We start from the raw sequence: 13,435 nt of genomic DNA, 5'->3' as shown, positions 1-13,435 counted from the left end.
TTAAGTCCCGAAAACAAGCTAAATTCCCGCTGTTATTTTTAACTCAGAGAGTTATAAGTTTTTTATTAAATTACTTTTTAAAATTTTCAATTATTTATTATTTTCTCTAGATGTTAATTTTTTCGAGCGATAAAAACTAACGTATTTGTGCATGGTTTCGTTGCGGAATTACAGCACTAAATATAGTTTAAAAAACTAAAACTTCAACGTGCGCGAGGATTTTCTGCAAGAAAATCAACAAGCAATGAACTATGCACGGTGTTGCCAAATGCGATTTTTTGTTTAAATTCTAAATTTTAAATATTTTCTAAATTATTGAATTTGAGCAAAATTTTAATTCTGCGTTTTTAATTCCGTAATATTTATTTTCAGCTTTTTAAAAAACTCTAAATTTTCAATGTTTTCTAAATTATTGAATTTGAGCAAAATTTTAATTCTGCGTTTTTAATTCCGTAATATTTATTTTCAGCTTTTTAAAAAACTCTAAATTTTCAATGTTTTCTAAATTATTGAATTTGAGCAAAATTTTAATTCTGCGTTTTCAATTCCGTGATATTTATTTTCAGCTTTTAAAAAACTCTAAATTTTCAATATTTTCTAAATTATTGAATTTTAGCAAAATTTCAATTCTACGTTTTCAATTCCGCGATATTTATTTCCATTTTTATAAAATTCTAAATTTTTCAATATTTTCTAAATTATTGAATTTGAGAAAAATTTTAATTCTGCGTTTTTAAATTCCGTAATATTTATTTTCAGTTTTTATAAAATTCTAATTTTTGAAATATTTTCTAAATTATTCAATTTTAGTAAAACTTTAATTCTACGTTTTTATTCAGTAAAAATGGTTTTCAGTATTTTATTTTTCCGAGTTTTTGGCAACGAGATTTTATATGATTTGTGCGCCTAAAAATCGGAGATTTTTCGGTGGTAGCAAATCGTTGGTTGAATGTTTGTCAGTTTGTACTAGTTCAAATTTAAGCATAAATTATATGAGGTGTTGGGCACTGGCTTTTCAATCTGTTTTTTTTCTTAAAGTTAAATTTTCGCTTTTTCTAAAATCTTTTGGATTTGGATAAAAATCAAATTCCAATCCACAATTATCTCCACTTCCAAAAGGCATTCCTCTGTCAATTAAATGACCTTTATTATTGTAAAAATTAAAAACTCCATCAATTCCTCCAGACTCCCATTTTCCAGTTTTCCATAAATCAACTCCTGGAATTGAATCAAATTCATATGTTCCGTTGTCTTTTAAAATTAGAAATCGTTCTTTATCATACAATCCATTTCGTTTCAGAAATTTAGTTGATTTAACTTTATGAGTTGAATAAACTCCGACAAAATCATTCGATATTCTGTCATTAGAATTTGGAATTACAGTTTTATACCAAAATTGAATTAATCCGTAACAAAAAATCGGAATTATTAAGAAAATCAAGCCAGTCATTTTTACTTTTCTTGATTTTTTAATTAATCCAACTAATAAAATTATTACTGAAATAATCAAACTGATTATTCCAATAAAAGACAAAATCATAAATATTATACTTTCTAGCATTTTTTTTTGTCGGCTTGTGCCCAACGTTTTTGTATATTATTTGTTGCGTATTTCGAGCAACTAATTTAGTAAATAAAAGCGGAATAGAAAATCCCCTAAGGATTTTCGTAAGTAGGCTAGAACTAGCAATAAATTATATACGGTGTTGTAGGTAGGTTTTATAATTCATTCCTGTTTTTTTCGGCATATTTTCGATATAAATTTCTCATTGGACCATCTGGATAATTAGAAAATTCAGAATCTAATTCACTCATTATTCTTTCAGATTCTTCGTTTGAACTTTCAAAAAACCAAGTACCATTTTCAGGAAGTAATTCAATCGCTTTTTTTATTATTTCAGATGATTTAGACGCTCCAATTTCATTCAGCGATTTAATAACTTTTTCATTCTGTTCAGGAAACCATTCTTGTAAAAAAGACAAAATACTATCTGCTTGACCTGCATTTTCCAAATTCATACATAAAAATAAATTCAGTTCAATTTCATTTAAAGAATTAGGTTCTTTTTCGTTCCTTTTTTGAAGGATTTTAAATAATGCAATTGAAAAGTCAGAATTGTCTTTTAAAGAAAAAAGACTTTCAATATCTTCATTTTCAACAATTTTATCTCGTATAATTGATTCGTTTTTTATTTCCTCTGTCATCCAAGAAAGTCCAGAATAAGAATCTTTTTTCATAGTTCGAATTTCATTGATTTATTTCGGTGTATTGTCCTGAAATAGGTTGACCTTTTTTTTGAATTTATAAGGTTAATAATTCCAGATTTTTTTTATTTCTTCGATATGATTTATATTCGATATTTTGATTTATATGAACCTTCTTAGGAGTATTTAAATCGAGACTTAAATGTGGACGAAGGTTGTTATAAATATTAATAGCACTTTTTGTAATTTTCTTTGCTAAAATAGTGTTTTTAATTGTTAGTTTCAAACCATATTCATATTTTAAAGTTCTATTAATTCTTTCAGCGATAGCATTTTCATATGGATCATATTTTTCAGTCATACTCATAATTAAACCATTTTTTTCAGCAAATAGGGTATAAGTCGGATTGCAATATTGTAGTCCTCTATCTGAATGATGAATTAGTTTTTCATTCGGATATTTTCGATTTTTGATAGCCATTTTGAGTGCATCTATACAAAGCGATGTTCTCATATGTGTGTCTAATTTATACCCCATTATTTTCTTAGAATATGCATCTGTTACTAAAGCTAAATAATTATGACCTTTTTCTGTTTTTATATAGGTAATATCTGTTACCCAAAGTTGTTCCGCTCTTGTCGGGATTTTGTTTGATACAAGGTTTTTATACTTATAAAAATGATGTTTAGAATTCGTTGTAATATGATAGTTTTTTGTTCTAGGTACTAGTAATCTATGGCTTCTTAAGAAATTATAGAACTTGTCTCGCCCTATTTTTATTCCTTTTTTATCGATATCAATTTTTAATTGATGATATAGTTTTTTAGCCCCTAATTTCTGACCAATTCTATCACGACATTGTTTGACTAATTGTGTTAATATAAGTTCGTTATTTTGCTTTATTTGATAAGATTTTAATCGTTTGTAAAAGGCCTGTTTACTAATCCCAAAACATTGAATTAACCATTTTCTTTTAAACGGTTTTGCTTCTTTTTTTGAATCTCTTCTGCTAATGTTTTGGGCAATGACTTTTTTGACATATCGACACCAGTAATGATTTCCATATCAGCGATAATATCTTGTTGAAAATCTTTTACAAATTCTAGTTCTTCAATTTTCTCTTTGAGTTTTTTGATTTCATCTTGTTTACTCACGCTTAATTTTTTTTGTTCAAAAGTACTATATTTTTTGATCCAGTACTGAATTGTAGCTCTAGAAATATCGTATTTTTTAGCGGCGTAATTAACAGAAATACGTCCATTATGAATTTGGTCAATGATGAATAATTTGAGTTCAAAACCTACTTTATTGTAGTTCTTTTTTCGGCAGGGTAGTTTTGTCTTTGTGTCCATAGTTTAACTAAAAGTGTTTAAATTTTAGTCAACCTATTTCAGGATTTTACATTTCAATAAATGTTTGGCAACGGATTTGTATATGATTTGTTGCGTGATTCGGGACTAAATTTAGTAAAAAAAATCGGAATAGAAAATCCCCAAGGGATTTTCGTATGTAGGCGAAAACCAGCAATTAATTATATACGTTGTTAGTTTTTCGTTGCGAAACATTTTTATAAGCACGTTTTTTTGCGTTTCTAAGTTTTTCAAGAATTTAAAATTCAAGATTTTTTTATGTTTTATTTTTTCTTTAAAATTCTAAACATTCTTTTTTAGATTCACGTAAAACAGGTTTTTTTCACGAGTTTAAAATTCAAAATTTGTTATATTTCATAAAACTTTTTCTTTAAAATTCTAAATATTCTTTTTTGGATTTACTCAAACTAGCAATTTTTCACGAGTTTAAAGATTTTCAATTTGTTAGTTTTTTTCTAAACTTTTTCTTTAAAACTCTAAATATTCTTTTTTTAGATTTATGCAAAACAGCGTTTTTTATGAGTTTAAAAATTTACGATTTATTGATTTTTAATTATTCAAAAACATTCTCAATAATTCTCTTTTTTCTTTAATATTCTCATTTTTTCTGAGCAATGAAAACTAACGTTTTTATATATGGTTTGTTGCGTGTTTCAAGTTCTAAATATATTAAATAAAAACGGAATAGAAAATCCCCTAAGGATTTTCGTAAGTAGTTAAGCACTAGTAATAAATTATATATGTTGTTGTAAGTAGTGTTTTTCGTGCTGTTTGTCAATAATTCGCAATTTCATCATACTTCCAATTCGTCAATTCCATTTTTTTAAATGCTTTAAATACTCTTCGTTTTTTAGTTTCCAAAAAGACAATACCATAATCCGCACTTGTTCCATATAAAACTTGCCTTTTGTCGTTAGACCAGATTTCTACATTCGAAATATTATCTTTAGTAATAAGTTCAGTCACCGAACTTGTCAATTCTACATTTAATGGATTCTCAATTTGGAAGACAATTTGTTTAGTTTTATATTTAACAACATAAAGTGGTTTACAGAATCCTTTAGTTCTAATTTTTCGAATACTATCAAATTTTGGTGTTCTCTCCATAGTCATTCCATCTGGGAATTCCCATTCAATATAAACATTTAAGTCTTGAATCAGCCGATTATTTATCAATTCAATTTTTTCGGTAAGTATTTCCGTTTCGTTCAGCGATTCAAACCATAATTCGTTTTCATTTTCAGTCAAAATAAGTTTTTCATTTTGAGCTAAAATTCCAATAGAATTTAGAATTAAAAATATGAGTAAAAAGTGTTTCTTCATATTACTTACAACGTCTCCGTATATGAAACGTAGCGTGTGAAAACACACTATTTTTCGGATTATACATGTAGCCGAATTTTTATTTTTTCTATTTATCTTTTGATTTCTAAATATACAAAAATAAAAATTTGGCGGACTCAATAAACAAGAAAAAACCTCTCGAAAAGCTTATAAAAGCTATGTTTTATATACATTGTTGTACACAGTAATTTCTTTCTCAAGCATTTGTCTTCAGCACTTCCAATTCATTTTTAAAATGCTTATCGGCTTGAATCTTTCCTAAATTCAACTGTCAATAGCCTTAATAAATAAGCAATAACCTTATTCAAAAGTTTTTTTCTCAAATGTTTCTTCTGCGATGTAATGGAATACTCTTTTTTGCTTGGATGAAGCGTTGGTGTAAAAGTGTATGGAATGGTAATTTGATACCAAAGTATTATTACTTTTTCCACAAGAATAAATTCCTTACTAAGAAAATACTTGCTAGCGATACTAATAAAAGCATAAATATTTCTGAAATATTAGAGCTTTCAAAAAGTAGCGCTTCCACAAAATGATATACATTGTACAAACCTGCAATTATTGCCCAAATAAAAGCTGTCCATTTAAACCATTGTTTAGAAACCTCTATTGTTAGTAAAGCGAAAAGTAAACATAAGCCTTCAAAAAGTATTCTATAAATATGATGTATTAAAGGTGCTTCTCCTGTTGCTCCATCCATAATTAGGGTCTCGTTATAATAGATATTGAATAATCCATAGATGTGATGCACAATCCATCCTAACCCTAAAAATAGCCAAAGAATAATAATTTTTGTTCTCATTTCAATATGGTTTTTATCTGTTTGTTTTGTAGTTATAGAATTTGGTTCTTTTGGTGTTGCTTGTAATTTATTAGCTTCATCTAACTTTAAAGCTTCAATATTTTTATAATCAATTGGGTTTTTAGTAAAAGCACTTTTCTCTTTTACTTTTGGTTTTATTTTTAAGTAGAATAGTAAAGAAAAAGTAGCAATTACAATCCAAAGCACATCAATTAATAAGATGTCAAACTGCCCTTGGGTATAAGTTTTCCAAATCCAATTACCAGAGATAATTCCATTTATAATAGGTATTAAAAAACCAAATATTGCACCAAATAGAAGACTTACTTTATTGATATAATAATTATATCTTTTAAATCTAAAAAATAATATAATAAGCAACCAAACGATAAAATAAAAACTATAAATCGCTGTTAGTTTGTCGTTAAAATAAGTGTTTGTGAGTTTTACAAATAAGAAAGAAAGAGCAGTAACTGGAAGCATAGACAAGCAAATTGCCATATAAATATGACCAACTTTTGCAGTATATAAACGCTGCTTTAAAGTCACGCTTTTTTTATTTCGTGCTTCTATATAAATTAAAACACCAGTAATAATTACAAAACATGTAATTAATGCTAAAATAAAATAGATGATTTTCATCGAAATACCTCCAGATTCTCCAAAATGAAGACGTCCTAAAACAAATTGAGAGTCTTCTAGATAAGATAATTTATTAGGATCTTTTTTAGTTTCAATGTTTCCAGAATAAGGATCGTATGAAATACTCCCTACACCAATAAAACGTTTACTTTCTTTTAGTTCACCATTAATAACAAATTTCATATTGGTTCCTCGATAATTTTTAATAAACCCTCTCGTCAAATGAAAATCATCCCATCGTTTAGCAGTCTGTTTTGCAAATTGATTAAAACTAGGCATAGCATCATTAGATTTTTCAATCCAATCGGAAGATATACTGATTGGTCGTAAATCTTCCATCAATTTGTTTTGGTCGCCATTATAGAGAAAATTAGCAGGAAGTAATACCAAAAGACTTAAACAAAAATATGCTCCTGTTACTGCAAACATAAATTGAAAAGGCAAACCAATAATACCAAGTGCAGTATGTGCATCTGTCCAAACACGTTTTAAAGCAATTTTAGGATTAAAGGAATAGAAATTTGATATAATTTTTTTCCAATGTACAATTACACCAGTTACTATGGCGAATAAGAAAAATAATGATACAAAACCAGCCAAATAGATTCCTATATATGGTAATTGTGCAAAGAAATGTAATCGATATAAAAACTCTCCTAAGCTATAATTTTCGGCATAGCTTTTTGTTTTTTCGGAGTTTATATCAACCGAAAAATAATCACGCAATTTGGCTTTTTCTGAGGCTAAAGAATCTTTACTCGCATCTAAACGCACATAAATTTTATCGTTGTTTTTACCAAAATTAATTTGTAAATCACGTCCTGTTAGTTCGTGTTTTTCATCTATATTTTTTAAAATACGATCATAGTCAATATTTTTTCTTTCTGTATGACTTATTGCTTTTCCTTCTTGCCAAATGCCAATTTCTTCTTTAAACAATGAAAAAGCGCCTGCAAAAAATATAATATATAGAGCAGCACTTATTACAATACCACTAACAGTATGTATGTTAAAAAATACGTTGTAATTTCTGTTACTCATTATATAAATGGATTTTTTTGATTACCAATAATATAAATACCATAGAGTATAGCAATAATTACAAGATAAAGTAACCAAGCTTTCCAGCCATTTTTAAATAAAAAAGGGACTATCAGCAAAGCACACCAAACTATAAATAATGTAAAAATAGATGTTATTAAAATTTCTTTTGGATTTGGCAACCATAAAGGCAAACACATATGGATCAAAGCTGAAATCAAATAGCCTCCTAAAATACCAGCAGATATTTTAGCAAACTGTTGCCACGGTGATTTTGTTAAATACTTCTTATTTGCGGGCATATTTACAAAGTATATTCAATAATTATTAGTATTAAAAAAACGATAGCGAGATGCTTGTAGTTTACAATCTTTAAAGGTGAAATGACAACAACTAAACTTAAAAATAACATTAGAGTAACAAGCCAAAATATAAGTCCTGATGTGATTCCGATGCTATAACATATAAATGGAAGAGCAGAAATTAAAAGTAAGCAACCTATAATTTGTGAATAATTAGTATGTTGCTGAATCCATCTTTCTACAGTTGTATTAGAATATAATTCAACTTTTTTTGAAGTATTGTATAAAACAATATTTCCTAATAAAATTAATAAAACACCAATCGTTATCATTTAGGTAATATTAAATAAAACAACTCTAAATCATATATATGACCTAGAGTTGTTTAAAAAACTAACTCAAATTTATTTAAAATTTATACTGTACAGTTCCTAAGAAATTAATTGTTTCTTGAGGATTTATTGTTCCCCAACCTTTATAATAGGTCTCGTCAGTTAAATTGTTTCCTTTTATTCCAATTCTAAATTGTTTTGCATCGTAATAAACAGAGGCATTTAAAATGGTATAGCTTGGTATGGTAAATTTTCCTGTAACACCATTATTTCTAGGCGAGTATTCAGAAACTCCGTCAAATCCAAAACCAAGGCCAAAGTTTTTTAACGCTGTATTTTCTTGAAATTTGTAATCTGCCCAAAAATTATAAATAGTTTCAGGTCCTGCTTCAGCTGGTCTTCTTCCTTTTAATTCATCTACAAAAGTAGTCTTAGTAATTTCAGCGTGATTGTAAGAATATGAAGCACGTATGTTTAATCCATTTACAGGTTGTGCATTAATTTCTAACTCTACCCCTTTACTTTTTGATTCTTCTAAAACAATTCCAGCACCAAGTCCATTGTATGGATTTCTATCCGGTTTGTCATTTACAGTAATATCATAATAACTAATACCTGCATTTAATCTTCCTTTAAAAAAGTTCGATTTTATTCCAAATTCGAATTGTTTAGTTTTTACCGGATCGAAAGTTTTTACAGATCCATCAATAGCAACTTGTGAATTAACATTTAAGTATCCTGTTTGGTAATTCCCGAAGATGGATAGTTTATTTAAAATTGGTTGATACACAATTCCAGCATTAGGAGACAATGTTGTTTTTGTATAATCATCTAAATCTGTACTAGCTACACCTTCTTGATCAAAGTAATTTAATCGCATCCCTAACATTACTGAAAGTTTTGGACTAAATTTCATCACATTTGAAACATACGTTGCAAATATTTGATTTTTTGTTTCTATATTATTAACGGGTATTTGTTCGAAAATAGGATCTAAATTTTCACTTGTAATAATATAGTTAGCATTTGGTGTAAATGGAGTAGGAATTATAATGCCTTGAGGTGTAAAGAATGCATCAAAAAATGGTAAGCCAGTAGATGGTACTGTTGCTTGATTATTAGTCGTACGTGATTTTGATAAATAATCTAAACCAATAACCATTTTGTTTTTTATGGCACCTAAATTAAAATTGCCAATAAAATTTTGTTGCAAATTTACGGTATTAAGATTGTCGTCTCTTTTATCTATTAATCTAGTTAATACATCTTGTTGCAATAATTGTGTTGCAAATGCTTGAACATTTGGGTCTGGATGCGCTAAAAATGCAAATCCAGCACCTTCTATCACATATTGATAATATCCTTTGCTTTCAGAAGCACTCGAAGCAAATATTGTTTGAGAATTCCATGTATTTGAAATTTTATAATCTCCAACCAATCTTGTGGTAAGAGTGGAAGATTTTAACGATAAATCATTATTAGTAAACGATAAATTATTATCCAAATTCAACTCATCTATAGTATTAGATACCATAGGATATCCAGAGCGCAAGAACATCATTACTGGATTTGTTTGTTCTGTTTGTGAGTATTCAATACCAGCAGATATACTTAAACGTGAGTTTACTTCATAAGAAATTGAAGGCGCAACAAAAAATGTTTTTCTAAAACCAGCATCTTGCCAGCTGTCTTTTGTTAAATAAGAACTTGTTAATCTAAAGTATGGTGCTTTACTTTTTCCTAAAGCTGTATTGATATCGGCAGAAACTCTATGTGTATTAAATGATCCTCCTGTATATGATACGCTTCCTCCAAAACCTTTATATGGTTTTTTAGTGACAATGTTTATTAAACCACCCAATGATGGTGTCGTACTGCCAAATAAAGTTGCTGTAGGTCCTTTTAAAACTTCAATGCGTTCAATATATGATGGATCCAAGGAACTATTAGAATAACCAGGAACTCCATTAATTAATTGTGATTGAGCATTAAATCCTCTAATGCTGTAATAACTTGTACCTTCACTCGCTGAACGACCTGTTGATTCCCATAATTTTGTTACTCCTGTTGCGTTTTTCATTGCGTCATCTAAACTTGTTGCTAGTTGAGATTCTAATAGTTCAGTAGTAACTGTGCTATATACTGTTGGATTATCAATGTCTTTTAATGGAAGTTTAGAAACATAAGCTGTCTTTTTTCTTGAAAATTTATTACGACGTTCTCCTTCAATAACAACCTCACTCAGGATTTCATTTCCTTCGTAAAGTATTACATTTTCTAATGTTGTATTTTGATTATTTGAAATTGAAATTGAAATTTCTTTCGTTTTGAATCCTAAATACGAAATTGAAAGGATGTAGTCTCCGTTTTCTAAATTAGTGATTTCGAAGTCTCCATTTTCGTTAGTTTGAGTACCTTTTGTTGTGTTTTTTAAGTAAACGTTTACACTTAAAAGTGCTGTTTGATTGTTGTCAGTTACAGTTCCTGTTATAGTCGCGTTTTGAGAAAATGCTAAATTAGTTAGCAGAAATAAAGTTAGTGTTGATAAAATATTTTTCATCATTTTTATTTAGACTGAATATGAATAGTTAAATTTCCGACAAAAATAACTATGTGTTTTGGATTGACCAAGTTATTTACAATAAATCTAAATAATAATTTTTAAGTTGTTGATTTTGTGTTTTTAATTACATCTTTATTTTGTTTGTTTCGAAGACGAAAAGTAGCAAGTGCAAAGAAATTATCTCGCAGAGTAATTTTTTGCTCTTGTGAGAAATCAGTTCAGAATGTTGTGAAAACTTTTTTGGCGAAAACTTTCCAAATAAGCCCTTTCTTCAATGTTTTTTTGATGTTCAGAATGCGATTGGTATATTGTGTACAACGTGTTTGTGTTATGGAAAGTTGCGGTTTTGTGCGCGAGGATTTTCCAACGGAAAATCAAAGTGCATAAAAATGCAACTGCCTTTGGTTAAGAACTAAATTAGCAATTTTTTATACACGGTGTTGCAAAATCGTTGTTTTTTTATTTCTATAATCACATTTTCTTAATTTTCGAAATTCAACTTTTGAGTGATTTTTCTCTCAATTTTTTAATTCAGAGTTTGAGTGAATTCCGCCATTCAGATTTTTAGCATTTTGCTCAATTCCGCAAACTTTCTAAATTCAGAGTTTGAGTAAGAATTCCGCCAAACTAATTTTCAGCGTTTGAGTAAATTCAAATATTTGTAAATTCTAAATTCTAAATTCTAAATTTTACTCAATTTTCACAAAATTTCACGAGCGAGAAAGTGTTCCAGTTTTATTAAAATATTCGAGCAAATATTATTGTAATTATAACTCCTATCGAATAGAAAGAAGAAAAGTAGAATAATTTTTTATGAGTTTTAGATATGTTAATTTTCCTATAATTTTTATAAGCTATTATTCCCGTTATAAAAGGACAAATTAAAAATAGAAAAAACGCTCCTAAAGAAGCTAAAGCTGTCCACAAATTTAAAATACTTGTAATAATTAATGAAAAAACAGATATATAGCAAAAATATATAAATAATATATGTTTTTCAGATGGTTTGTTTTCTTCTGTCATTTCAATTTACTTCATTATATTTTTCAAATTTGAGTAATTTCCGCAAACTTGCTCGACAATGTTTTGCAACGTGTTTGTATATGGTTTGTTGCGTTTTTGAAGCACTAAATTTAGTAAATAAAAACGGAATAGAAAATCCCTAAGGATTTTCGTAAGTAGGCTAGAACTAGCAATAAATTATATACGGTGTTGCAAGTAGTGATTTTCTAACTATATTTTTCATTTCTTAATTTTCTATTTGAATTATTTTTTAAGATTTAATTTTTCATTTTTTTGACGTTTCAGCTTAAAACTCCGCATTATTTTATTTCCGCTTATCTTTTTAGTAATACCTTTTAATCAAAAGATGGATATTGCTTCATTTTAAACATTTCTGCTGTTGGTGGATAAGGTATTTTGTAATTTAATAGCTCTAAATCTTCAATACTTAAATCATATCGTTTTAATATTAAATAGTCTTTTCTAACTTTTTCCCAGTCTTCTTTTTTTATTATATCCTTATCAAAAATAAATATTGACAAAGTATCTTTTGGTAAATCAGACACTATCTCTCTCCAACTCTTTGAACTATTAACTGTAGCTGTTGATAAACCAATATTTCTTGTAATATCTGAATTATTTATTAAAGTGTCGGGATATTGAAAGTTTTTAGTTTTATAAATTGTATTTAAATAAAAAGATATTGGTATATCTGAATTATTTCGAATACTCAATCCATAAAAAGTATCAGGATATTCACATTTTGAAAATAAAAAAAAAGACAAAAAGAAAACTATATATTTTCATGCTTTAAATGTTTATGTTATTTAATCTATTGTTACGAAGAATCCCTTGTCTTTTTCCAGAATTCTCTTTTAGTAGCAAAGGTTGCTTCTCCAATATCTACTTTGTCTATTTTATTTAGGATTCATTTTTACAAGTAAAACTATCTCTTTTCTCTTTTTTAGGATTCATTTTCTAAAAATAGAGTAGCAGTCATTTTCAATTTTTCCAGCGCAATATTTTTCAATATTAATTTCTAGAAAAGATAAATCACTAATTAGGAATTTCTGAGGAAATTCGGCCATTACTTGCAACGTATTTGTGCATGGTTTCGTTGCGGAATTACAGCACTAATATAGTTTAAAAAACTAAAACTTCAACGTGCGCGAGGATTTTCTGCAAGAAAATCAACAAGCAATGAACTATGCACGCTGTTGGGTTTTCGTTTTATATTTTTTGTATTTTTTTTCTACCTATTTTTTAAATTCTCATATTTTACAGTAATTATTTTTCTCAAAGTTTTTAATTCTACGGTTTTAATTTTCACGCTTTGAGCTTCAATTTCTATTTTTCATATTTTCTAAAATTTTTCAAAATGTAGAAAATGTAAAATTTGATTTTAAAACTCTTTCATTTCACGTTTCTATTTTCACACAACAGTTTTGAACTATAATTTTTCAAAATATAGAAAATGTAAAATTTGATTTTAAAATTCTCTCATTTTATATTTCTATTTTCACACAACAATTTTCAATTAGAATTTTTCAAAATGTAAAAAACATTCTTAAAAAACTATAATTTTCAAAATGATTTTTTGTGTGATTTCCTGAGGTAATTACAGGAGCTTTTTCTAAATATTTTCTCTGCTATTTTTAAATTTTATTTAAAAACTAAATTTTCAAATTTTAACGATTTCCGCTAATGAAACCCAACGTTTTTGTGTATGATTTGTGGCGTGTTAAAACACTTAATTTAGTAAATAAAAACCGAATAGAAAATCCGCAAGGGTTTTCGTAAGTAAGCGAGAACTAGCCATTAATTATACACG

General features: G+C 27.7%; 10 protein-coding genes. All 10 read right to left on the bottom strand.

Annotated features, from left to right (window positions below):
* Positions 1 to 1,015: 1,015 nt before the first annotated feature.
* Positions 1,016 to 1,561: a hypothetical protein gene (locus PG913_RS08685; protein ID WP_271230389.1), complete on the bottom strand. Its 546-nt coding sequence runs from the start codon at positions 1,559 to 1,561 to the stop codon at positions 1,016 to 1,018.
* Between the two features lie 158 nt (positions 1,562 to 1,719).
* Positions 1,720 to 2,238 (bottom strand): DMP19 family protein, encoded by a 519-nt coding sequence (locus PG913_RS08680; protein ID WP_271230388.1) that lies wholly within the window; start codon positions 2,236 to 2,238, stop codon positions 1,720 to 1,722.
* A gap of 64 nt (positions 2,239 to 2,302) precedes the next feature.
* A complete protein-coding gene (locus tag PG913_RS08675; RefSeq protein WP_233885030.1) occupies positions 2,303 to 3,151 on the bottom strand; it encodes an IS3 family transposase in 849 nt (282 codons plus the stop codon).
* A gap of 14 nt (positions 3,152 to 3,165) precedes the next feature.
* The gene (locus PG913_RS08670; RefSeq protein WP_271230362.1) at positions 3,166 to 3,558 is read right to left on the bottom strand and encodes a transposase; all 393 of its coding nucleotides are present in this window, start codon (positions 3,556 to 3,558) and stop codon (positions 3,166 to 3,168) included.
* A gap of 792 nt (positions 3,559 to 4,350) precedes the next feature.
* Entirely contained in the window at positions 4,351 to 4,899 is a 549-nt protein-coding gene (locus tag PG913_RS08665) for a hypothetical protein (RefSeq protein ID WP_271230387.1), read from the bottom strand.
* A gap of 439 nt (positions 4,900 to 5,338) precedes the next feature.
* Positions 5,339 to 7,405 (bottom strand): PepSY-associated TM helix domain-containing protein, encoded by a 2,067-nt coding sequence (locus PG913_RS08660; RefSeq protein ID WP_271230386.1) that lies wholly within the window; start codon positions 7,403 to 7,405, stop codon positions 5,339 to 5,341.
* Entirely contained in the window at positions 7,405 to 7,707 is a 303-nt protein-coding gene (locus tag PG913_RS08655; RefSeq protein WP_271230385.1) for a hypothetical protein, read from the bottom strand. The genes PG913_RS08660 and PG913_RS08655 overlap by 1 nt, the downstream gene beginning before the upstream one ends.
* Before the next feature lie 2 nt (positions 7,708 to 7,709).
* Complete coding sequence (locus PG913_RS08650; RefSeq protein ID WP_271230384.1) at positions 7,710 to 8,039, bottom strand: hypothetical protein; 330 nt, start codon at positions 8,037 to 8,039, stop codon at positions 7,710 to 7,712.
* Between the two features lie 76 nt (positions 8,040 to 8,115).
* Positions 8,116 to 10,602 carry a TonB-dependent receptor gene (locus tag PG913_RS08645; protein ID WP_271230383.1) on the bottom strand — a complete coding sequence of 829 codons (2,487 nt, stop codon included), beginning with the start codon at positions 10,600 to 10,602 and terminating at the stop codon, positions 8,116 to 8,118.
* 1,358 nt (positions 10,603 to 11,960) lie between these two features.
* Positions 11,961 to 12,389: a hypothetical protein gene (locus tag PG913_RS08640; RefSeq protein ID WP_271230382.1), complete on the bottom strand. Its 429-nt coding sequence runs from the start codon at positions 12,387 to 12,389 to the stop codon at positions 11,961 to 11,963.
* Positions 12,390 to 13,435: the final 1,046 nt, after the last annotated feature.

This window comes from Tenacibaculum pacificus (assembly GCF_027941775.1).
Taxonomy (GTDB): domain Bacteria; phylum Bacteroidota; class Bacteroidia; order Flavobacteriales; family Flavobacteriaceae; genus Polaribacter; species Polaribacter pacificus_A.
This window is presented reverse-complemented; position numbering and strand designations above follow the sequence as displayed.